General features: G+C 62.4%; 21 protein-coding genes and 2 riboswitches. Of the genes, 3 read left to right on the forward strand and 18 right to left on the reverse strand.

The genetic code is table 11. The features are described 5' to 3' along the window. Positions 1-82: 82 nt before the first annotated feature. Positions 83-1201: a PilT/PilU family type 4a pilus ATPase gene (locus M1D99_RS18560; RefSeq protein ID WP_458130577.1), complete on the reverse strand. Its 1119-nt coding sequence runs from the start codon at positions 1199-1201 to the stop codon at positions 83-85. Positions 1202-1333: 132 nt separating this feature from the next. On the opposite strand from M1D99_RS18560, the gene M1D99_RS18565 reads away from it, so the two are divergent. Together M1D99_RS18565 and M1D99_RS18570 are read left to right on the forward strand one after the other, a co-directional pair. After that, positions 1334-3871, forward strand: a complete 2538-nt coding sequence (locus tag M1D99_RS18565; protein ID WP_458130578.1) for a PAS domain-containing protein — start codon at positions 1334-1336, stop codon at positions 3869-3871. A 48-nt stretch (positions 3872-3919) separates the two neighbouring features. Beyond that, the gene (locus M1D99_RS18570; RefSeq protein ID WP_003182808.1) at positions 3920-4195 is read left to right on the forward strand and encodes a peptidylprolyl isomerase; all 276 of its coding nucleotides are present in this window, start codon (positions 3920-3922) and stop codon (positions 4193-4195) included. A gap of 145 nt (positions 4196-4340) precedes the next feature. Here M1D99_RS18570 and M1D99_RS18575 read toward each other — a convergent pair whose 3' ends face one another. The 17 genes from M1D99_RS18575 to M1D99_RS18655 all read right to left on the reverse strand — a co-directional run bounded on the left by M1D99_RS18575 (position 4341) and on the right by M1D99_RS18655 (position 22522). Then, a complete protein-coding gene (locus M1D99_RS18575) occupies positions 4341-5258 on the reverse strand; it encodes a sugar kinase (RefSeq protein ID WP_458130579.1) in 918 nt (305 codons plus the stop codon). A 153-nt stretch (positions 5259-5411) separates the two neighbouring features. Beyond that, positions 5412-6629, reverse strand: a complete 1218-nt coding sequence (locus M1D99_RS18580) for an amino acid deaminase (RefSeq protein WP_458130580.1) — start codon at positions 6627-6629, stop codon at positions 5412-5414. A gap of 40 nt (positions 6630-6669) precedes the next feature. Further along, positions 6670-7434 carry an IclR family transcriptional regulator gene (locus M1D99_RS18585; RefSeq protein WP_058543922.1) on the reverse strand — a complete coding sequence of 255 codons (765 nt, stop codon included), beginning with the start codon at positions 7432-7434 and terminating at the stop codon, positions 6670-6672. A 165-nt stretch (positions 7435-7599) separates the two neighbouring features. Further along, on the reverse strand, positions 7600-7989 hold the full coding sequence (locus tag M1D99_RS18590; protein ID WP_186706691.1) for a RidA family protein: 390 nt from the start codon (positions 7987-7989) through the stop codon (positions 7600-7602). Between the two features lie 38 nt (positions 7990-8027). Further along, positions 8028-8834 carry an amino acid ABC transporter ATP-binding protein gene (locus tag M1D99_RS18595; RefSeq protein WP_458130581.1) on the reverse strand — a complete coding sequence of 269 codons (807 nt, stop codon included), beginning with the start codon at positions 8832-8834 and terminating at the stop codon, positions 8028-8030. Continuing rightward, positions 8831-9493 (reverse strand): amino acid ABC transporter permease, encoded by a 663-nt coding sequence (locus M1D99_RS18600; protein ID WP_053121514.1) that lies wholly within the window; start codon positions 9491-9493, stop codon positions 8831-8833. Before M1D99_RS18600 ends, M1D99_RS18595 begins: the two co-directional genes overlap by 4 nt. 9 nt (positions 9494-9502) lie before the next feature. After that, positions 9503-10165, reverse strand: a complete 663-nt coding sequence (locus M1D99_RS18605) for an amino acid ABC transporter permease (RefSeq protein WP_014338685.1) — start codon at positions 10163-10165, stop codon at positions 9503-9505. Positions 10166-10219: 54 nt separating this feature from the next. Beyond that, positions 10220-11068, reverse strand: a complete 849-nt coding sequence (locus tag M1D99_RS18610) for a transporter substrate-binding domain-containing protein (protein ID WP_207961909.1) — start codon at positions 11066-11068, stop codon at positions 10220-10222. Positions 11069-11479: 411 nt separating this feature from the next. Beyond that, on the reverse strand, positions 11480-11821 hold the full coding sequence (locus M1D99_RS18615; RefSeq protein ID WP_186706687.1) for a YdcA family protein: 342 nt from the start codon (positions 11819-11821) through the stop codon (positions 11480-11482). 56 nt (positions 11822-11877) lie between these two features. Further along, a complete protein-coding gene (locus M1D99_RS18620) occupies positions 11878-13524 on the reverse strand; it encodes a phospholipase D-like domain-containing protein (protein WP_186706686.1) in 1647 nt (548 codons plus the stop codon). Positions 13525-13723: 199 nt separating this feature from the next. Then, the gene (locus M1D99_RS18625; RefSeq protein WP_458132151.1) at positions 13724-14287 is read right to left on the reverse strand and encodes a vWA domain-containing protein; all 564 of its coding nucleotides are present in this window, start codon (positions 14285-14287) and stop codon (positions 13724-13726) included. Positions 14288-14388: 101 nt separating this feature from the next. Further along, entirely contained in the window at positions 14389-15405 is a 1017-nt protein-coding gene (locus M1D99_RS18630; RefSeq protein ID WP_458130582.1) for an ATP-binding protein, read from the reverse strand. Positions 15406-15576: 171 nt separating this feature from the next. Continuing rightward, positions 15577-19350, reverse strand: a complete 3774-nt coding sequence (cobN, locus tag M1D99_RS18635) for a cobaltochelatase subunit CobN (protein WP_458130583.1) — start codon at positions 19348-19350, stop codon at positions 15577-15579. Positions 19351-19353: 3 nt separating this feature from the next. Continuing rightward, a complete protein-coding gene (gene cobW / locus M1D99_RS18640) occupies positions 19354-20418 on the reverse strand; it encodes a cobalamin biosynthesis protein CobW (RefSeq protein WP_186706683.1) in 1065 nt (354 codons plus the stop codon). Between the two features lie 96 nt (positions 20419-20514). Continuing rightward, positions 20515-20729: riboswitch (cobalamin riboswitch) on the reverse strand. 170 nt (positions 20730-20899) lie between these two features. After that, complete coding sequence (locus tag M1D99_RS18645) at positions 20900-21136, reverse strand: hypothetical protein (RefSeq protein ID WP_434570977.1); 237 nt, start codon at positions 21134-21136, stop codon at positions 20900-20902. A 75-nt stretch (positions 21137-21211) separates the two neighbouring features. Further along, positions 21212-21430, reverse strand: coding sequence for a hypothetical protein (locus M1D99_RS18650; RefSeq protein ID WP_434570979.1), 219 nt, complete (start codon positions 21428-21430; stop codon positions 21212-21214). A 618-nt stretch (positions 21431-22048) separates the two neighbouring features. Continuing rightward, positions 22049-22522 carry a toxin-activating lysine-acyltransferase gene (locus M1D99_RS18655; protein ID WP_434576545.1) on the reverse strand — a complete coding sequence of 158 codons (474 nt, stop codon included), beginning with the start codon at positions 22520-22522 and terminating at the stop codon, positions 22049-22051. Positions 22523-22718: 196 nt separating this feature from the next. Then, a riboswitch (cobalamin riboswitch) is annotated at positions 22719-22942 on the forward strand. A gap of 101 nt (positions 22943-23043) precedes the next feature. Between M1D99_RS18655 and M1D99_RS18660 the strand changes: the two genes are divergently transcribed. Next, positions 23044-23232, forward strand: coding sequence for a CbtB domain-containing protein (locus tag M1D99_RS18660; protein ID WP_053121497.1), 189 nt, complete (start codon positions 23044-23046; stop codon positions 23230-23232). The last annotated feature ends 8 nt before the right edge of the window (positions 23233-23240 follow it).

Consider the following 23240-nt stretch of genomic DNA (forward strand, 5'->3'; position numbering starts at 1 on the left):
GCCACAAGGTGAGTGTTTGCCTGGAATAGTCAGTCTCTGAGCATCAGAAAAGCGAGATTGCCCGCGGTGCACGATCACCTGATCAATCCATCAACCCCCACTCACCCGCCGACGGATCGGCCGGTGGCGCCGCCGCGCCCGACTCGCTGTGCAGCTTCAAACGCAATCGCAGGTTGTTCGCCGAGTCGGCATTTTTCAGCGCTTCTTCCTCATCGATGGCCCCTTCGACTACCAGGTTGAACAGCGCCTGGTCAAAAGTCTGCATGCCCAGTTCCTCTGACTTCTCCATGATCCCCTTGAGCTCACCAAGTTCGTTGCGCCGGATCAGGTCGGCCACCGTCGGTGAACCCAGCATCACCTCCACCGCCGCCCGCCGCTGGCCGGTGCGGGTGCGCACCAGACGCTGGGAAACAAAAGCCTTGAGGTTGTTGCCCAGATCATGCAGCAACTGCGGCCGGCGTTCTTCCGGGAAGAAATTGATCACCCGGTCCAAGGCCTGGTTGGCGTTATGGGCATGCAAGGTGGAAATCACCAGGTGCCCGGTGTCGGCGAAAGCCAGGGCATGCTCCATGGTTTCCCGATCGCGGATCTCGCCGATCAGCACAACATCCGGTGCCTGGCGCAACGTGTTCTTCAGGGCGGCATGAAAACTGCGGGTGTCGACACCGACTTCCCGTTGGTTGATGATGGATTTCTTGTGCCGATGGATGTACTCCACCGGATCCTCGATGGTGATGATGTGACCGCTGCTGTTGCGATTGCGGTAATCGATCAGCGCCGCGAGGGAGGTCGACTTGCCCGAGCCTGTCGCACCGACGAACAGCATCAAGCCCTGTTTCTGCATGATGGTGTCCAACAACACCCGGGGCAGTTTCAGGTCTTCGAAGCGCGGGATATCCAGCTTGACGTTGCGGATCACCATGGACACGTCGTTGCGCTGCTTGAAGATATTGACCCGGAACCGCCCGACGCCCGCCAGGGAGATCGCCAGGTTCATTTCCAGTTCCCGATCGAACTCAAGGCGCTGTTCGGCGTCCATCAAAGACTCGGCGAGACGGGCAATGTCGCCGACCTTGAAGGCCTCGTTAGCCAAGGGCTTGATCACCCCCTCGAAACGCGCGCATGGCGGCGCACCGGTGGACATGTAAAGGTCGGAACCATTCTGGCTCGCCAGGATTCGCAACAACGGATCGATTTCCATGGACTGAAACTTCCGCGAGACATCAATGAAACAAGCTGAGCCGAACATGAAATCTTTCAGCCCCACTCGCACTTACCTTCCTCAAAGGATAGTAGACGCCGTGGTACAGACACGACAGGCAGGGAGCGCGTGATGAACGCGACACCCGCCAGCAGCGATACACAACGCCTGGTCAGCCAGGTGGACTGGGCCCAGACCCCGTTGGGCACCGCCCGGGACTGGCCCCAGAGCCTGCGCACCGCCGTGGACATCGTGCTCCATTCGCCCATGCCCATGGCCTTGCTGTGGGGCGCGCAGCTGTCCCACCTCTACAACGACGCCTTCGGCCGACTGGCTGGTGACAAACACCCTCGGGCGTTCGGCCAGCCAACCCATGCAGCCTGGCCCGAACTCAAAGGCACGACCGAAGGAATTTATCAGCGGGTGTTACAAGGCCAGACCCACACTTGTCGCGATCAGCGATGGCGCGTGCCCTTCGCCGGCCGTCTCTGCGATGTCTGGCTGGACCTGACCTACAGCCCGGTGCGTGACGAACGCGGCAGTGTCGCCGGCATTCTGGTCACCGCCATCGAGACCAGCGAGCGACGCCGCCTGGCCATGGAGTTCGAGCGGCGTTCCGAGGCCAGCCTCAAGGCCCAGCACGAAAGCGAAGAGCGCCTGCAACTGGCCCTGGCCGCCGCCGACGCGCTGGGCACCTGGGATTGGGACATCAGCGAGGACCGCTTTATTGCCGACGCGCATTTCGCCCTGTTGCATGGCGTCGATCCGGACCTGTCGCGACAATTGCCCATCAGCGCCTATCTTGAAGGCGTGCATCCCGAAGACCGGGCGATGGTTGCCCGCAGCATCAAGCACTGCATCACCCACGGCACCGAATACGCCGAGGAGTACCGGCTGCTGCAGCCCGACAATGAGTTGCGCTGGGTGTATGTGCGCGGCCGCTGCTACAAGGACCGCCACGGCCGGCCCAAGCGTTTCCTGGGCGCGGCCCTGGACCTGACCGAACGCAAGCGCACCGAGCAGGCCCTGCGCCAGAGCCAGACCGAGCTGCAACTGATCATCAACGCCATGCCGATCCTCATCAGCTACGTGGACCGCGAGGAGCGTTTCCGGCTGAACAACAGCGCCTATTTGGACTGGTACGGCATGACTCCGCAGGAGCTCTACGGCAAGACCATCCGCGAAGTGCTCGGCGATGAGGCCTATGCCGCCCGCGCCCAACAGATCGCCGACGCCCTGGCCGGCAAGCCGTGCAGCTTTGCCGTGCAGTCGGATCATCGCGACGGTCGCCCGCGCCATTCCTTGATCAATTACCTGCCGCGCCACGGCGCGGATGGTGCGGTGAACGGCTTCTACATCTTTGTGATCGACGAAACCGAGAGTCGGAAAACCGAGGAAGCCCTGCGCAACCTCAACGAAACGCTGGAGGAACGGGTCATCGCTCGAACCCAGCAACTGGCCGAGGCCAACCACCGGCTGCAGAGCGAGATGTTCGAACGCGAGCGCGCCGAAGAAGCCTTGCGCCATGCGCAGAAAATGGAAGCCGTGGGCCAGCTCACTGGCGGCATTGCCCATGACTTCAACAACATGCTGACCGGCATTCTCGGCAGCCTCGACCTGATGCAACGCTACATCGCCGCTGGCCGTGCCGCCGAGATCGGCCGCTTCACCGAAGCGGCGGTGTCCTCGGCCAACCGTGCCGCGGCCCTGACCCATCGGTTGTTGGCGTTTTCCCGTCGCCAATCCCTGGACCGCAAGCCGCTGGACGCCAACGAGCTGGTGCGCTCGCTCGAAGACCTGCTGAGCCGGACCACCGGCGATCACATCGTGCTGCGCCTGCAACTGGCCAATGAGCTGTGGCCGGTCAGCACCGACGCCAGCCAGCTGGAAAACGCCCTGCTCAACCTGGTGATCAACGCCCGCGATGCGATGCCCGAGGGCGGCGAATTGATCGTCGAAACCGCCAATGTCTATCTCGACGGCACGGACATCAACACCCTGGAACCGGTCAAGGCCGGCGACTACGTGATGATCGCCGTCAGCGACAACGGCAGCGGCATGACCCCCGCCGTGCTGGCCAAGGCCTTCGACCCGTTCTTCACCACCAAGCCCATCGGCCAGGGCACCGGCCTGGGCTTGTCGATGATCTACGGGTTTGCCCAACAGTCCGGTGGTCACCTCAACCTGGACAGCGTGCCGGGCCAAGGCACGCGAGTGCAGTTGTACCTGCCGCGCCTGCACGTTGCGCCGACCCAACAACCCGCCACGCCGGAGGCGGTCGAGGCACCACCGGCCATCGCTGGGGAAACCGTACTGCTGGTGGAAGACGAACCCGCCGTGCGCATGCTGGTGCTCGACCTGTTGAAGACCTTGGGCTACACCGCACTCGAGGCCCAGGACGCCATGATGGCACTGCCCCTGCTGGAATCGGAGCAACGCATCGACCTGTTGGTGACCGACGTCGGGCTGCCGGGCATGAATGGCCGGCAACTGGCGGAAATCGCCCGCCAGCACCGCCCGGGGCTAAAAGTGCTGTTCATGACCGGCTACGCGCAGAAAGCCGCCGAACGCCAAGGGTTCCTCGAACAGGGCATGGACATGGTCGCCAAGCCCTTCACCCTCGATCTGTTGGCCAACAAGATTCGGACGATGATCAACCATGGCGGCTGACTTGAGGCATAATCGCCGCCCCGTCGCACCCTTCAGGTCACCGCTGCAATGAAAGCCCAAGCCCGCCATATCCTGGTGAAAACCGCCGAAGAAGCCGAACAGCTCAAGCAACGCATCGCCAAGGGCGAAGCTTTCGATGTGCTGGCCAAGAAATACTCCACCTGTCCCTCGGGCAAGCGCGGCGGTGACCTGGGCGAAGTACGGCCGGGGCAGATGGTCGGGGTGATCGATGCGGTGATTTTCAAGAAGCCACTGCGGGTGGTGCATGGGCCGATCAAGAGCAAGTTTGGTTATCACCTGGTGCAGGTGTTCTACCGGGATTGAAGTGAATTGCCCTGACAACGCGATCCTGTGGCGAGGGAGCTTGCTCCCGCTGGCCTGCGCAGCAGGCCCATTTTTGCGACTGCTGCGCAGCCGAGCGGGAGCAAGCTCCCTCGCCACAAAGGCATAACCTGATTCCAAGGAGATGTCAGTCCTTGGGAATCAACGCCCCCGGCATCTGGATCACCCGGCTCGCCAACCGATGCCCCGCCTCGGCCGCTGCCACCGGGCTACCGCCCAGCAAGCGGCTCGCCAGATACGCGGCGCTGAAGGAATCTCCCGCCGCCGTGGTGTCGACTACACGCTCTACCCGCACGGCAGGCACTTCATAAGACTGCCCATCGCAACGAATCAAACAGGCCTCGGCACCGCGCTTGAGCACCACTTCAGGCGTGCCCAATTGTGCATACGCAGCGAATACCGCCTCGTCATCGACATGGCCGAACAGCGCCTGTTCGTCATCCACGGTCAAAAACGCAAGCTCGACGTAGGGCAACACGCTGCGGTAGGCCGCCCGGGCTGCCTCGACCGAGGCCCAGAGCCGTGGTCGGTAGTTGTTATCGAACACCACCTGGGCGCCGCGGCGCCGTGCCTCGATCAGGGCCTCAATGAGTTTGCGCCGCCCCTGCTCGCCGAGCACCGCCAGGGTGACGCCGCTGAAATACAGCACATCGTAATCCGGCAATGCGGCCAGGATCGGGGCGGCGGCCGGGGTGGTAAAACACTCGCGCACCGCCGCTTCGTTGCGCCAGTAGAGGAATCGCCGCTCGCCCGCCGCATCGGTCTGGATGCAATACAGACCCGGCAGGCGTCCAGGCAAGCGTTGAACCCTTTGCAACCCGATGTTTTCTTCGGCCCAGCGCTCACACATGGCATCGCTGAAACTGTCGTCGCCCAGGGCGGTGACGTAATCCACCGCGCCCCTGTCACCCAAGGCGCGGGACAGGTACACGGCGGTGTTCAGGGTGTCGCCGCCGAAGCTTTGCAGCAAGCTGCCGTCGGCGCGTTGTTGCAGTTCGATCATGCATTCGCCGATCAGGGCGATGCGGGGTGTGGGGTTGCTCATGGATGTTCCTGATATTTCAGCGGTGTTTTACAGGCCGTCTTCGCGAGCAGGCTCGCTCCCACACTTAGGGGGTTGTGAACACAAAATTTGTGACACCTAAGGTCCCCTGTGGGAGCGGGCTTGCTCGCGAAGGGCGCGACTCGGTCTCAAGCCTCAGAAACAAGTCTCCATAGCCTCGACCACCCTCAGTTGCTCATCCACCAGGCATCCCACTCGCCACTTATCGAACGTCAGGCACGGGTGGGAAGTCCCAAACGAAATGATGTCGCCCACACGCAGCTCAACCCCCGCCGCCACGCTCATGAACGCATGCTGGTCCATTACCGCCGTCACCTTGCAAGCGCTGACATCGTCCCCCACCACCGCGTCCGATCCGGGCGTGTAGCGCTTGAGCGGCACCGGTAACCCGGCGTCGTAGGCGACGTCGCGCTTGCCCAGGGCGATCACCGCGAAGCCCGGCTCCGGCAGCGATTGCACATGGGCCCAGACCTCCAGGGCCGGGTGCAGGCCTTCGTGCAGGTCGCTGCGGCGCTCCAGTACACAGCACTGGGCCTCTTTGTAGATGCCATGGTCATGGGCCACGTAGCTGCCGGGCCGCAGCACGCTGAGGAAACGCCCGTGGGCATTCTGGGCTTCGAAGGATTCGGCGATCAGGTCGTACCAGGCCGACCCCGAGGCGGTGATGATTGGTTTGTCGATGGCAAAGACACCGCCGTCCTGTAACTGCACCGCCAGCCGTACCAAGGAGGCTGCGAACGCGCGGATGCCGCTGATGGCGTGGTCGCCGTGGATCACCCCTTCGTAGCCTTCGATACCGGTCAACGCCAGCGCCGGTTGACTGCGGATCGCCTCGGCCAGGGCCAACACCTCGGCTTCGGTCCGGCAGCCACACCGACCACCGACCACACCGTACTCGATCATCACATTGAGCCGCACGCCGCGAGAAGCGAAGTAAGCGCCCAGGTCAGCGACGTTGTCTGGATGATCCACCAGGCAATGGAATTCGAACGCCGGGTCGGCGAGCAGATCGGCAATCAGCGCCATGTTTGGCGTGCCCACCAATTGGTTGGCCATCAACACTCGACGCACGCCGTGGGCGTAGGCGGCACGGGTCTGCACGGCGGTGGCGAGGGTCAGGCCCCAGGCGCCGGCCTCCAACTGTCGGCGAAACAACGCGGGGGTCATGCTGGTCTTGCCGTGGGGCGCCAGTTCGGCACCGCTGCGGGTGACGAAATCCTGCATCCAGCGGATATTGTGCTCCAGGGCCGCGCGGTGCAGCACCAGCGCTGGCAGGCTGACGTCCCGCAGCAGGTGGGCGCCGACGGTGGCAGCGCCCTTCTCGACGCCGGCATTAAGGATGGCAGATGACATGTTCGAACTCCTCGCGCACGGCCGCTAGTGCCGTTGCTGTCTATTCATTGATGCGACGGGCCAGGTTGTTGGCGCTTTCGATCAGCACCCGGCGGTAGTCGGCGTAATTGTTCTTGGCGTCGGCCCGTGGGGCGACGATGCACAGGGTGGCGATGGCCACGCCGCCGGGGTCTTTGACCGGTGCGGCGAAGCAATGGGTGAAGGTATCGGCGACGCTGTCGAAGGAGAAAAAACCATCGAGGCCGGCCTGACGGATTTCCTTGAGAAATTGCTCCAGGGGCAGGCGCTCGCCGTCCGGCAGGATGAAATCGTCGGGGTCGATCAGGTCGACGATCTGCTGGTCGCTCAGATGCGCCAGTAGCAGGCGCCCGGACGCGGTCCATGGGATCGGCGCGTTTTCACCGATGTCCGAGGAGATACGGAAATGCCGCTCGCCTTCTTTCATCAGCGCGACGGTGTATTTGCGCCCGTTGAGCAGGCACATCTGCGCCGTTTCCCGGGTCTGGCGCACGATCTCCTGCAAGGCCTGGTCGGCCTCGCGGCTCAGGTCGAAATGCCGCAAGTGCGCCTGTCCAAGAAAATACAACTGGCGGCCCAGGTAGACGTGACCGTCCTTGCCCACCGGCTCGAGGATGCGTCGCTCCAACAGCGACGCCACCAGTTCATAGACCGTGGACTTGGGGCTGCCGATGCCGCTGGCAATATCGTTCGGGCGCAGCGGTTGGCCAATTTCCTTGAGAAAATCGAGGATATCGAACGCCCGATCCAATCCCCGGGCCCGGCGTTTGATGGTGTCTTCGGTCATGTTTTCGGTTCCTGAAATTTCACCCATAGTCGCATGTATCTTTACTGTGGCGAGGGAGCTTGCTCCCGCTGGCCTGCGCAGCAGGCCCAGTTTCTCGCGACTGCTGCGCAGCCGAGCGGGAGCAAGCTCCCTCGCCACAGAAGCGAATTTTCCAGAATATCGTGTTCAGCCTTTTTTCTTGTAGGCAATGCAATCGATCTCGACCTTGCAATCGACCATCATGCTCGCCTGCACGCAGGCCCTGGCCGGGGCGTGTTCCGGGTTGAAGTATTCGCCGAACACTTTGTTGAAACTCCAGAAATCCCGCGGGTCCTCCAGCCATACGCCGCAGCGCACCACATCTTCCAGGCCGTAGCCGGCCTCTTCGAGAATGGCGACCAGGTTCTTCATGGTCTGGTGGGTCTGCTCGACGATGCCGCCGACAATGATCTCGCCGTTCACCGCCGGCACCTGGCCAGACACGTGCAGCCAGCCATCAGCCTCCACGGCGCGGGCGAAGGGCCGTGGCTGGCCGCCGCCTGCGGTGCTGCCGGTGCCGTAACGCGTAATGCTCATGGGTATCTCCTTGTTGAATTGATTGATAGCTGAATGGATTAAAAACGGGTGTTCTTGAGGAATTCCGCCAGACGCGGCGATTGCGGCCGCTCGAACAGTTCCTTGGGTGGCCCTTGTTCTTCGATGCGGCCCTGGTTCATGAACACGATCTTGTCGGAGACCTCAAAGGCGAAGCGCATTTCGTGAGTCACCAGCAGCATGGTCATGCCGTCTTCGGCCAAGCCCTTGATCACGTTCAGCACCTCACCGACCAGCTCCGGATCCAGGGCCGAAGTGACTTCGTCGAACAGCATCAGGCTGGGGTTCATCGCAATCGCCCGGGCAATCGCCACGCGTTGCTGCTGGCCGCCGGACAACTGGCCGGGAAAGTGGTCGCGCCGCTCCAACAGGCCGACCCGCTCCAGCCATTTTTCGGCCAGGGCCACCGCTTCGTCCTTGTGCAGTTTTTTCACCTTGAGCAGGCCCAGGGTGACGTTCTGCAAAGCGGTCAGATGCGGGAACAGGTTGAACTGCTGGAAGGCCATGCCGGTCATGGCCCGATGGCGGGCGATGACTTTCTCGGGGTGGCGCACGCGCTTGCCAGCCACCTCGTCATAACCGATGGACTCGCCGTCGAGCACGATCCGGCCGCCCTGGAATTCTTCCAGCATGTTCACGCAACGCAGCAATGTGGTCTTGCCCGAACCGCTGGAGCCGATCAGCGTGACCACATTGCCGCGCTGCATGCTCAGGTCCACGCCCTTGAGCACTTCCAGCGGGCCGTATTGTTTGCGCAGGCCGCGAATGTCCAGCAGCGGTTGGTTGTTTGAGAGCTTTGTACTGGAGAGTTTCGAAACGTCAGTCATGGCAACGCCACCCGCTTTTCAATGTGCCGCCCGAGCAATTCGATGGCGTAATTGATGATGAAAAAGAGAAACCCGGCGAACAGGTAAAATTCCAACGTCATGAAGGTCCGGGCGATGATCTGCTGGGTGCTGAGCAGCAATTCGGCGACGCCGATCACCGACAGCAAGGTCGAGGCCTTGACGATCTCCGTGGAGGAATTGACCCAGGTCGGCAAGATCTGCCGCAACGCCTGGGGCAACAGCACGTAACCCAGCGCCTGGTAGAACGTCAGGCCGATAGCCTGGCTCGCTTCCATCTGTCCACGGGGCAATGCCTGCAAGGCACCGCGCACGATCTCGGCCACGTGGGAGCCGCAGAACAGCGTCAAGCCCAGCACGCCGGCCTGGAACGCGCCGATCTGCCAGCCCAGGGCCGGGGCCATGTAGAAGCAGGCCAGCACCAGCACGAACACCGGCGTGCCGCGAATCAGGTCGACGTAGAAACGAAACGGCGCACGCATCCAGACACGGCCGTACGTCAACGCCAACCCGGCGACGACACCGATCAAGGTGCCCAACACAATCGCCAACAGCGAACACTGCACGCTGGTCAGGAAACCGGCCCACAGGGTGTCCCGGGCGACCCACAACTCATGCAACCAACTGGGGGATTCGTACATGGCAGACTCCTAACGGCGGATCGCCAGGCGCTGCTCGAAATACCGCAGCAGCATGGCAATGAGGTAACAGGCCGCGACATACAGGGCCGTGGTCACCAGCCAGGTTTCGATCACCCGGTAGCTCTCCACGTTGATCTTGCGGGCGTAGTAAGTCAGCTCCGGCACGGCAATCGCCGCCGCCAGGGAAGTGTCCTTGAACAGCGAGATGAAGTTGTTCGACAACGCCGGCAATACGTTGCGCAGCATCACCGGCACGGTGACGTAGGCCTTCACCTGCCACTCGCCCAGGCCGATGGCCAATCCCGCCTCACGCTGTCCCTTGTGAATGCTCAACAGCCCGCCGCGAAACACTTCGGTCAGGTAGGCCCCGGCGTACAGCGAGAGCGTGATGACGAACGACGGCAGCTTGTCCAGGCGAATGCCCAGGCTTGGCAGGGCGAAGTAGATCAACAGGATCAGCACCAGGATCGGCGTATTGCGGATCACCGTGACATACACCGACGCCAGCACCCGCAACACGCGATGCTTGCTGAGCAGCGCGAACGCCATCGCCAGGCCGATCACGCAACCGATGGCGATCGACACCAGCGCCAGGGAAAGCCCCAGGCCGAGCCCCGCCAGCAAGGTGTCGAAATCGCGCCAGACGGCGGCAAAGTTCAACTGATAATTCATGGTCGGCAGTACCTTCGACGGTGCGCCCACAAAGGGCGCCCCGGGCTCACAGGGTCATTTGAATTCAACGGGGAAACCGATCGCCGGCGACGGCAGCTCGACGCCGAACCACTGCTTGAACGACGCCGCGTAGGTGGGGAACTCCACACCGGTCATGGCCTCATGCAAGGTGGTGTTGACGAAGTTCAGCCAGTCCTGGTCGCCGCGCTTGACCGCGCAGGCGTAGGTTTGTGGGCTCCAGGCGTAGGCCGGGCTGCGGTAGCGCCCAGGGTTCTGCACCATCAGGTATTTGACCGAGGACTGGTCGGTGGCGGCGGCATCGGCACGGCCGGAGTTCACCGCCTGGTACATCAGGTCGACGCTGTCGTACTGGTCGACCTTGGCCTTGGGCAACGCCTGGTGCACCAGTTCTTCGGCGTACACGTTCTGCAGCACCGCCACGGTAACGTCGTCATCCGCCGCCTTGAGGTCTTCGATTTCCTTGTACTTGCTGTTGGCCGGCAGCAGCAGGCCCACGCCTTCGCGGTAGTACGGCAGGGTGAATGCCACTTGCTGGGCGCGACTGGCGGTAACGGTGATGAACTGGCAGCTCATGTCGACCTTGTCGGTCAGCAGGTTGGGAATCCGCGCATCGGACGACTGCACCACGAACTCGACTTTCTCCGGGTCATTGAACAGGCCCTTGGCGACCATGCGCGCGATGTCGATATCGAAGCCCTGCAACTTGCCATCCGCTCCCTGGAAGTGCCACGGCGCATTGGTACTGCCCGTGCCCACGATCAATTTCCCCCGCTGCAGCACGCTGTCCAGCTTGCTGTCGGCCGCCTGAGCGACCCCCATGGCAGCCGTCGTGGCCACGAAGAGAAAAACACACGCTTTGAACAAGGAAGGTCGGCGTTGCATGGCAAGCACTCCAGAGTGAGTTTATTCCGCTATACCGGAACATGGTATGTAACAACGGAATAGACAGCAGAAAGTGTGCCACAGGCTCGACGGCCCTGGGTGAGAAAAATAGAAATTGAGGGAAATCAGAGAGATGGAAAACAAGACGATTGACGGCGTCCTGCAGGTCGCACCGCCATTGCTACCGTTGACCACGGCTGGCGGGTAGCAAGGACCCAACCCGGTGCAACTGCACCGAAACGAAACGGCGAGCGCAACGCAGAAGTGGAATTGCGAATAGGTACATGTGGGAGCGGGCTTGCTCGCGAAAGCGGCGTGCCAGGCAACCAAGAATTTGAATGTGCCGGCCTCTTCGCGAGCAAGCCCGCTCCCACAATGAATCAGCGGTGTTTTTAGGCGTGAGAGGGCGCGCTATTTGCGCTTGTAACTCTTGCTGCCGCCAGGCGTGAGGCAATAGACCCCGCCCCGGGGCCCGACGCAGTAATTGCCACTGCCGCACTGGCAGCCGTCGGATGATTTGAGCAGCGATTGCGGCCGGGCGTCGTTGCGAAGCCCCAGCACCGCGGAACAGGACTTCTTCGAAGCGCTGATGGAACCGTCGTTGCACAAGAAAGTATCGCCGTCACACCCGGCAATACCGCCCTTGCGCCCGGAACACGGTTGATTGGCGGCAAGGGCCGAAGTCCCCAGGGCCAACAACAGGATCGCTACACTGGTACGAAGTAGAGTTGACGTTCCGTGACAGGGTTTCATGGCAGCTTCCAGGCCAATAGGCCGCCCTATGCTAGCACCTGATCAACTACTTACACCTAACGTCCGCAAAACCTCACCCGGGACAACATCCGCAAATCCCCCTCGCGGTAATAGTCATCGCTCCAGCTGTCATCCACCGCCAGCGGCTTGACCTGCTTGAGGGCGAGTTTTTTCGCAAAGTAGCGAAAGCGGTAATGCTCATAGAAACGCAGCAGTTCCAGGCCATAGCGGTCGGCCAGGTCGGTGTCGCCCTGGATGATCAGGTAATTCTCGTCGTTGCCACTGCTGGCCGCGGCGCTCAGGTTGTGACTGCCGCTGAGGATGGTCGGCGTGTCGCTGGTGAAGTCGGTGACGATGGCCTTGGTGTGCACCAGCAGATTGCCCTTCTGGCCTTTCATATTTTCCCGCAGCCAGCCTTCCAGGCCGGTGTTGAGCAACGCGGTGGCGGCGAACTCGGCGGTGCGGTCGGCATGGAAGCCGGTGATGCGGCTCCGGGTGTTTTGCAGGCCATAGCGCAGCACATCGTCATTGGGCGCGCCGAGCAAGGCGTCGAGGATGCGGTCGGGCAATACAAAGGCGGTGACGAACAACAGGTCCTTTCGCGCCCCCTTGATGATGTCGACGAAACGATCCAGGTCGCCCTCCCCGGTGCGCGGCGAGAACCCGGCGAACAACGCCTCTTGGGGCGCCATGGCGTTGTTCAGGTTCAACCATTGGCGAGTGGCATCGACATCTTGGGGTGTCGCCCAGATTTGCTCGAACACCTTGAGATAGCTGCTGCTGATCCGAGGATCGTCCAGCACATGCACGACGTTGGCCTGGCGGTAGACACCGTTGGCGGTGAAGTTGGTGCTGCCGCACAGCACGGCCTCCGGTTGTAACGAACCGCTGCCCTGCACCTTGCTCAGCACAATGAATTTGTTATGGAAAATGTTGTGGGTGACCCGCCCGCGTTTGTTGGCCGCCGGCATGCTCTCCAAGCTGGCTTCGTTGCGTGCCGTGGTGTCGTCCCCGGGCTCGGCGTGATACAGCACTCGCACCCGGGCGCCACGAGCGTGAGCGGCGGTCACCGCGTCGACGATCACTGGCAACTCGTATTCATAGATAGCGACATCCAAGGCCCAGCTGGCATCCAGCGCCCGGTCGATGAAACCGATCAAGCGCCCCAGCAAACCGTTTTCCAGCCAGCGACGCGGGGCGTCGGGCCAGTCGTCGATGGACAGGTGCTTGTTGGCGTCGATCAACGCGTCCAGTTCGGGAAACTTGCGTTGGAACGCCTGGCTGGCGGCCACGGCACGGTTGAAAATCACGCGCTGGTTGGTCGGTTGCCCGTCGTCGCTGGTGACGGTGACTTCCAGGGATTCGCCCAACTGCGGTGCCTCGGGGCTGCCATAGGCCAGGTGCACACGGTAATGGATCGTCACGCCGGGGTTGACGGCGTAGTCGGCCCAGCGAAATTTCTGCAGGGGCGCCTTGTCGCTGGGGGTGGCATGGAATTGGGGAAAGGTATGGGCCTTGTCGGGGAAGGTCAGGCTGTTGAACAGGAACAGCCAGGGCTTGTTGCCCTGCTGCTTCTCGATGGCAAAGCCCAGCAAGCCCTGGCGCCGGTGTTCAGCCAGGTCCATGGCGAGCAGCACGCCGTTGGTGCCAGCATAGGCCTTGACCCGAAAATCGTCCTGGGGATTGGTGACGAGTACGCGCATGGTTCACTCCTGTGAGGGGCTGGCTGAGCATAGTGCAGTGATGCGGGCTGGGTGGGCATATCCAGAACCGAGGTGATGCCTTCGCGAGCAGGCTCGCTCCCACAGGAAGAGCTGTGGTGGTCATTGGCTTTGTGTTCTCAACAGAACCAATGTGGGAGCGAGCCTGCTCGCGATGAGCCCAGATAGGCCACCGCAAATCTCAATTAGGAACCCCTTCATCAATATGCCGATACTCAGCCCCCAACAGCCCCGCCAACTGCCGGGCCCGGCCCAGGCGAATCGGGCCTCTTTCGATGTCGATCAACAGGCACGGGCAATCGAGGACCGGCGGTGAAAGCCCTTCCTTGACGCGTCCGTCGGTCATTACCAGCACCCGTTGCTGCTCCGCCGGGTAGCGCTTGCGCCGCGCCACCAGCCAGCGACCGGCCTCGTTCAACGCCGCCAGCAACGGCGTTCCGCCCCCTGCACCCAAGCCATCGAGCCAGTCGCGCAGACCGGCCGAGGCCTTTAGCCCCTGCACCTGCCAGTTCGGTTGCGTGCCGCTGGCTGTCAGCAGCGCCAAGCGGGCGCGTTGTCGGTAGGCGTCGTCGAACAATTGCGCCAACAGGCCTTTGCCGTCACTCAAGGCGCGGTGACGCCGGGTCGAGGCCGACGCATCGACGATGACCAGCCACAGCTCATGGGGAGACCGATGGCGATCGTGCCAACGCAAATCTTCATGTCGGCGTGGTCGGCCGTTGAGCAACGTCCCCGGCCAGTTCACCGCACCGCTGGCCGCCGCTTTGCTCCGGCCCTGGCGACCCTGGTCGAGACGTCCGGCGCGGGGTCTGGCATTCGCCCCCGCCGGCGAACGGGGGCGAATGCCTAGGGCTTTTTTGGCCAGCTCGGCACGTCGCGCCGGGCCCCGGTCGGCAATGCCCGCGCTGGCAGGTCGCCCCACTGGCCCTGGCCTTCGTTGGGTTCAGCGGTTTTTTCCGCCCCCGCCCCCGCCCCCGCCGGCGTCTGGGACGGCGCCGGTGCCGGTGCCGAATGCCCGCGCCGCCGGTGCCGCAAGGCAAACTCGGCGACCGCATCGATATCTTCGTCGGTAATCGCCGCGGCGCCGCGCCAGGCGGCATGGGCCCGGGCCGCCCGCAGCCAGACCAGGTCGGCGCGCAAGCCATCGACCCCAGCGGCAAAACAACGCTCGGTGATCTGCGCCAGCGCCGCATCATCGAGGGCGATCCCGGCCAAGCGCTCACGCGCCTGTTGGCAGCGTTCGCGCAACTGCTGCTGGGCCGTATCCCACTCGGTGCAGAACGTCAACGGATCGCTGTCGAAATCCAACCGCCGCCGAATGATCTGGCCGCGCTCGGCCGGTGCGGTGTGACCATCGAGGGCGACGTTCAGACCGAAACGGTCGAGCAACTGCGGACGCAGCTCGCCCTCCTCCGGGTTCATGGTACCGATCAGTACAAAGCGCGCCGAGTGCCGATGGGAAATGCCGTCACGCTCGACCAGGTTGGTGCCGCTGGCGGCCACATCAAGCAGCAGATCCACCAGGTGGTCGGGCAGCAGGTTCACTTCATCGACATACAGTACGCCACCGTCGGCCTTGGCCAATACGCCGGGAGAAAACTGCGCGCGCCCTTCCCCCAACGCCGCGTCCAGGTCCAGGGTGCCCACCAGCCGCTCTTCGGTCGCACCGAGGGGCAAGGTGACGAACTGACCGCTGGCCAGCAGGTCCGCCAGGCCCCGGGCCAATGTGGACTTGGCCATGCCCCGCGGACCTTCGATCAGCACACCGCCGATTTTCGGGTCGATCGCGGCCAGGCACAGGGCCAGTTTCAGGTCATCGGCACCGACCACGGCGGAGAGTGGAAAATGGGGGGTGTGGGTCATGTTGAATGTCTCATGAGTGTTCGATAGTCCCCTGTGGCGAGGGAGCTTGCTCCCGCTGGGCTGCGCAGCAGACCCGAATCGGGCACCTCGGTCTGACAGATGGATTGAGTCACGGCTTTTGGGGTTGCTTCGCAACCCAGCGGGAGCAAGCTCCCTCGCCACAAAGGTACTTCAGCCATCCTCTTCAATGTCCAACAACAAATTTTCCAACGCCTCGCGATACTCGCCTGGATCCTGCCACATCCCTCGCTGCTGCGCTTCGAGCATGCGCTCGGTCATGTCCCGCAGGGCGTCGGGGTTGTGCTGGCGAACGAACTCCCGGGTGTCCGGGTCGAGCAGGTAGGCATCGGCCAGCAAGGCGTACTGATGGTCATCGATCAACTGCGTTGTGGCATCGAAGGCAAACAGGTTGTCCACCGTCGCCGCCAGTTCGAACGCGCCTTTGTAGCCGTGCCGCTTCACGCCGTCGATCCACTTCGGATTGGCGGCGCGGGAACGGATGACCCGGTTGAGTTCCTCCTTCAGGGTACGAATCCTGGGCAAGTCCGGCTGGCTGTGATCGCCATGGTAACTGGCCGCCGCATCGCCACTGAGGGTCTCGACCGCCGCCAGCATGCCGCCTTGGAATTGGTAGTAATCATTGGAGTCGAGCAGGTCGTGCTCGCGGTTGTCCTGGTTCTGCAACACCGCCTGCACCTGGCTCAAGCGCCGGGAGAACTGCTCCCGGGCGGCGGTGCCTTCATCGCTGGCACCGTAGGCGTAGCCGCCCCAGTTCAGGTACACCTCGGCCAGGTCCTCGCGGCTCTGCCACAAACGACCGTCAATCGCACCCTGCACGCCCGCGCCATAGGCACCGGGCTTGGCCCCGAAAATCCGCCAGCCGGCCTGGCGCGCCGCGGCTTCCGGCTCAAGACCCGACGCCTGCAAGGCTTCGCGCTCGCTGCGCACCTTGGCCGCCAAGGGGTTCATGTCGTTCGGCTCATCAAGGGCGGCGACGGCCTGCACGGCGGCGTCGAACAAGCGGATCAGGTTGGCAAAGGCATCCCGGAAGAACCCGGACACCCGCAACGTGACATCGACCCGGGGCCGGTCCAGCAGGCTCAGCGGCAGGATCTCGAAGTCATCGACCCGCTGGCTGCCGGTGGCCCACACCGGACGCACGCCCATCAACGCCATGGCCTGGGCAATATCGTCACCGCCGGTGCGCATCGTGGCGGTGCCCCATACCGACAGGCCGAGTTGGCGCAGGTGATCGCCGTGGTCCTGCAAGTGCCGTTCAAGGATCAGGTTCGCCGACTGGAAACCGATGCGCCACGCCGTGGTGGTGGGCAGGTTGCGCACGTCCACCGAGAAAAAGTTACGCCCGGTGGGCAACACGTCCAGACGCCCGCGGCTCGGCGCGCCGCTGGGGCCGGCCGGTACGAAGCGCCCGCCCAGGGCATCGAGCAGGCCACGCATTTCCGCCGGGCCGCAGGCGTCCAGGCGCGGGGCCACGATGGACCGCAGGTTTTCAATAATGTCGAAAACCGTCTCCCAGCCCACCCCCTCCAGTGGCTCGACGACACCGTCCAGCGCCCGCTCGATCAACTGCGCCGCGAACAACTCCAGGCGCTCGCGAGTATCACCGGCGGTGCGCCAAGGCTCGGTACTGACCTGACGCAACGCGTCGGGGCGCTCCCCCGTCCAGGGCTCGGCCAAGGCACAATCCAGCGGATCGAAGCCCAGCCCGAACGCCTTCGCCAACGCTCGCAGCAGGCTCGACTGGGCGCCTTTGCCATCGCCCCGGGGAATGCGCAGCAACGCCAGCAACGTATCGATGCGCAGCCGCCCGCTGGGCGACTCGCCAAAAACGTGCAGGCCGTCGCGGATCTGCGACTCCTTCAAGTCGCACAGATAGGTGTCCAGGCGTGGCAGCCAGATCGCCGCGTCGGCATCGCTGTCCAGGGCGGCATCCAGTTGCAGCTCACGGTCGATGTGCGTCTCGCGCACCAGGTTGAGGATGTCCCGTTGCAGTTCCCGGGCGCGGCGCGGATCGAGCAATTGCGCCTCGTAGTATTCGTCGGCCAGCAGCTCGAGGTTACGCAGCGGCCCATAGGTTTCGGCCCGGGTCAGCGGCGGCATCAAGTGGTCGATGATCACCGCCTGGGTCCGTCGCTTGGCCTGGGCGCCCTCGCCCGGGTCGTTGACGATGAATGGATAGATATTCGGCAGCGGCCCCAGCAGCACGTCCGGCCAGCAGTTTTCCGAGAGCCCGACGCCCTTGCCCGGCAGCCATTCGAGGTTGCCGTGCTTGCCGACGTGGATCACTGCGTGGACGCCGTAGGCGTGGCGCAACCAGAAATAAAACGCCAGGTAACCGTGGGGCGGTACCAGGTCCGGATCGTGGTACACCGCGCTCGGATCGACCTGATAACCCCGCGCCGGCTGGATGCCGACAAACGTCAGGCCCAGGCGCAGGCCGGCGACCATCAGGCGCCCGTCGCGGAACATCGGGTCCTGCTCGGGCGAGCCCCAGCGCGCCAGCACCGCTTGGCGATTGGCCTCGGGCAGCGCGTCGAACAGGGATTGGTAGGCATCGAGGGCCAGGCTCTGGTGGCAGGGGCGCAGGTCGAGGCTGTCCAGGTCGTTACTGACACCGCCGAGCAATTGCTGGATCAACGCAGTGCCGCTCGCCGGCAGTTCGGCCGGCAATGGATAGCCCTCGGCCTGCAAGGCCCGCAGGATATTCAGCGCCGCCGCCGGGGTGTCCAGGCCGACACCGTTGCCGATGCGCCCATCCCGGGTCGGGTAGTTGGCAAGGATCAACGCCACTCGCTTTTGCCCATTGGGCAGGCGCGCCAGGGTGGTCCAGCGCTGGGCCAGTGCGGCGACAAAATCCATGCGCTCGGGCGCGGCGCGGTAGCAGACCACGTCGCTCTGGCTGCGTTCGCTGCGCCAGGCCAAGTCCTTGAAACTGATGGGGCGGCTGATGATTCGTCCGTCCAGTTCCGGCAAGGCAATGTGCATCGCCAGGTCCCGTGGTCCCAAGCCCTGCTCGTTGGCGCGCCAGCCGGGTTCGTTGTCCTGGGCGCAAATGGCCTGGATCACCGGGATATTGCGGCGAAACGGTCGCAGATGTGGGGCTTCGGGGCTGGATTGAGCGAAGCCGGTGGTGTTGAGGATCACCCCCGCTTCCACTTCGTCCAGCCAGTCCTCGACCCGCGCCAGGCAAGCCGGCTCCTTGAGGCTGGCCACGGCAATCGGCAGCGGATTGAGCCCCGCCGCTTGCAGGCGCTGGCAAAACACGTCGATGAACGCGGTGTTCGCCGCCTGCAGGTGGGAGCGATAAAACAGCACCGCCGCCACCGGTTGCCCGACCTGCCAGTCGGCTTGCCAATCGCCGAGGCTGGCGCTGGTTTTCGCCGGGTGATAGATGGCCGTGCGTGGCAAAGCCTGCGGCTCGCCCCACGGATAATCGCGGCCGAACCATTGGCTGCCGAGGTTGTGAAACAAGTCCAGGGCATTGCCCAGGCCACCCTGGCGCAAGAACTGCCAGAGCCGGTCGCGATCCTCGACGGCCACGTTGCTCAGCTCACTGAGCTCCGGGTCCGGACGGTCATCCCCCGGCACCAGGATCAGCTTCACCCCGCGTCCAGCCAGTTCCATCAGGCGCTCGATGCCGTAGCGCCAATAGCCGATGCCGCCGTGCAGCGACAACAGGATCACCTTGGCGTGTTGCAGCACGTCTTCGAAATACAGGTCCACCGAGGCGTGGTTCTGCACCTGCATCGGGTTGGCGAGGCGGAACTGCGGGTAGTCGTCCGGCAACTGCCGCGCTGCTTCGGCCAATAGCGCCAGGCTGGAATCGCCGCTGCACAGGATCACCAGTTCGGCGGGGGTTTGCCCCAGGTCGGCAATGTTGTCATCCGAAACGAAACCGCCGGGCTGGGTCCTGAGCAGGTGCATGGCTTAGGCGCTGAGGGCGGCGCGCAGCTGCGCTTCGAGCAGCGCGGCATCCAGCGCCTGGCCGATCAGCACCAGACGGGTGACCCGCGCTTCCTCGGCGCCCCACTGACGGTCGAAATGCTTGTCGAAGCGCGTACCGACGCCCTGGATCAACAGGCGCATCGGCTTGTTCGGGATCGCCGCGAAACCCTTGACCCGCAGCACGCCGTGCTGGACCACCAGTTGCGTCAGTGCATCCAGCAGCAGGCTTTCGTCGGCCTGGGGCAGTTCGATGGAAATGGAATCGAAGGCGTCATGATCGTGGTCATCGTCGTCGCCGTCATGGTGATGGTCGTGATGGCTGTGGCGGCCGTCGATGTGTTCTTCGGAACCGGCGCCCAGGCCGATCAGCACGTCCAGTGGCAGGCGACCGCTGCTGGCTTCGATGACCTTGACCGCTGGCGGCAGTTCTTCGGCGACTTCCAGGCGCACCCTGGCCAGGTCTTCAGGGCTGATCAGGTCGGCCTTGTTGAGGATCACCAGGTCGGCGCTGGCCAGTTGGTCGGCGAACAATTCGTGCAGCGGCGATTCGTGATCCAGGTTCGGGTCGAGTTTGCGCTGGGCGTCGACCTGGTCGGGGAAGGCGGCAAAGGTACCCGCGGCCACGGCCGGGCTGTCCACTACGGTGATCACCGCATCGACGGTGCAGGCGCTGCGGATTTCCGGCCATTGGAAGGCTTGGACCAGTGGCTTGGGCAGAGCCAGGCCGGAGGTTTCAATGAGGATGTGGTCGAGGTCGCCACGCCGGGCCACCAACTCACGCATCACCGGGAAAAATTCTTCCTGCACCGTGCAGCACAGGCAACCGTTGGCCAGTTCGTAGACGCGGCCGTTGGCTTCTTCTTCGGTGCAACCGATGGTGCACTGCTTGAGGATCTCACCGTCGATCCCCAGCTCGCCGAACTCGTTGACGATCACGGCGATGCGCCGGCCCTGGGCGTTGTCGAGCATGTGCCGCAGCAAGGTGGTCTTACCCGAGCCGAGGAAACCGGTGACGATGGTGACGGGGAGTTTGGCCAGTGTTTTCATCGGATGCCCTTTGGCAAGGTGGCGGGCAAACGGGACGACAACCGCTGGCACAGGCGTGCGGAAGATTTCGCCACCGGATCACCCCGCCCGGTTGTAGTGAGAATCTGTCTCGAGGCAGGTCTCCTGGCTGACGGCGGGCCGGTCTTTCGACTGGCAATTGCTGCGCCTTCCCGTGCGCCTTTGGCAAAAGGGCATGCACAGTGGCCTTGCAGAAACCTCACCGTTCACAGTTGCGGGGGCAGCCGCGGCTTGGACCGCGTTCCCTTCTTAGCTCCGGCGCATGCCGAAGAACCTCGAAGGCGCAAGGCTACGCAGGGTGTGGGGGCGGGTCAATCGCCAGAGCGTTTTGCGGTGCATGGGCGGGCCTCATCGCGAGCAAGCTCGCTCCCACAGTGGATCTACATTGGCCTTGAATTTTGGGCCCGGCGAAGATCCCTGTGGGAGCGAGCTTGCTCGCGATTGGCGCGACTCGGTACTCATCTTAGACCTTCCAACCGGCAACTGAGCCGCACATGGGGACAGATACATCTTCCGAGCAGGCTTTCATCAAGAAAATGGCAAAAATAACAAGTACCACCAACCTGACGGGTGGATGCAACTCAAACCCAGCCAATCGTTTTAGCAATAAAAAAATAGTCATCAATAGAAAAATAACGACAAGCCCCAACATAACATCCATGAACCCTATACAAAGTTCACGCCAGGAAAACGTCTCCATCGTGCCTCCGCCGAATCAGGAACGGCCTTTGTGAAAAAATGGCAACACCCACTGACACTATATTTCACCAGCTATTCAGCCACACAAGCGAATAGGCATATTATCTGAACATACGCGCACCATGATGAAGCCACCCCCCATGAAAACCAGATACTTAACCGACTGAGAAAACTCAAACCCAGTAATTTTTTTAATTAACAAACAGACAGCTGCCATCACAAGAAGCGCCACCCCTCCCCACACTCCGCCCGTAGCCAACACCATACAGACCTCACTCCAAGAAAACGCGCTCACCCCACCTCCTCAATAATTAATTGACACCCCACACCAATTACAAAAAACCCTCCAGACATCACCACAAACAAATCCGAATACTATAAAACCAAGAAACCCAACCACGAGCTTGCAACCTTTTGTCACAAGCTAAAGTTCGCGATAGAAGTCCACCCCGCATTGCGGCCACGCGCCCATACAGTGCAACCACGGACTTCCATCTGCGAATTCAAGTTAAGAAGCTAGGCAGCAGTATTTCCGAGCCCCCGACTCACATACCCTCCCGCCATACCGCCATAAAAACCTAACATCGCTGCCCCGGCCGCTTGTGCGGTGGTAGTGGGCGTAAAAAATCCAGCCACCGCGCCACCTAACATAGCTGCACCCGCTCCTGTCCAAGTGGCCGATGAGCCGCTTCCTGCCTGCGCTCCAACATACCCCGCCCCCGCTGCTGCAGCGCCAGCGACTGCCCCCAATGGACCTACAGCCCCACTGATCATCTCGATTTCAGCCAACGTCAAATCACGCATTTCCATATCTCCTTTCGGTCAATAAAGCGGTTCCAGTAAATTAGCTTACCGCCACCGCCAGCAAATCTTTAAAAGCACCAACCAAACAACCTTAATTGCCCTTGAAAATCTAAAAGCCCCGCAGCTTCATTGAACAGCTATTTAAACGTCCGCAATGTGCGGCATAGGGACGTTTGCGAGCCCAGTAAACTCTATTAACACCCTCCCCTCGGAAAATTTCCTTCATCCTCCCTATAGCCTCTCTTGCACCCCCGACAGGAAAACAAAAATCAATAATCCAAGTTCTACCCCCTTCGTTCCACTCCGAAGGGTGAAGCAAAAACTGTGGATCCGTGAGCAAGCGCTCCTCTGAATCAGGCGCCAAGTACGCCCAAGTCACATACCCCCTAGGCAGCCCAGTACGATCAAAGAAAAACACTATTTGCCTATGATCAATTGCAGGCGACAGCCAGAAATCCAATGTCAGCATCCGAAAGGTGGAATACTGCCTGCACATGAACATGACCATGCTGGCGAACCCTAAAAACTTTGCCTTCTCTTCTGTTATAGAACAGCGGCATTCAGTCCGCAGATCAAACTCCATTTTCACCTAGACACCCCCTAACTGCGCCCCGCTAATTTCAAGCGCCTCCAAAAAAGTTCATGACTGAGTTACCTGATTAACAGCACCGCCTTGATTTGAAGGTGAATTAAATATCACTTAATGCTGGATGAATACCCTACATGTGTAGGGGTAGGCGGCACCTTGCCAATTGACGCCCCGCCCCCGCGCATGCTCTCCTGTGCGCCTAGTTACGGGTGCCCTTCACAGGGTGAAACGGGAAACCGGTGAATCGTGTGCTTTACTCCAAGCCCACGTCAGTCCGGTGCTGCCCCCGCAACGGTAAGCGAGCGAAGCGTCTGAACCACTGTGTCCACGGACATGGGAAGGGTGGCGCTTGCAGGCCAGGCACAAGCCCAGCCCCTCGTGAGCCCGGAGACCGGCCCATGACTCAAGCATCAACAAACCCGCGGTGGGCGGGCGCTGTTCGAACCTTGGCGGGTTTTCGCCCGGGGTCTCATCGCGCTCGCATCCCCCACGGAACAAAAACAGAGGGAAGCGCCATGTCGACCATCAGCAGCACCGCCCGCTCCGCCAGCAGCACCACCACCCTGAGCCAACGCCTGAGTGCCGCGATCCTGGCTTCGATCCTGGGGGCGGGGCTGGTCTATTTCGCCGGGTTCTCCCACATCGAAGCGGTACACAACGCCGCCCACGATACCCGCCACAGCGCCGCCTTCCCCTGCCATTGAGAACCGAC

This window comes from Pseudomonas sp. R3-41 (assembly GCF_054161485.1).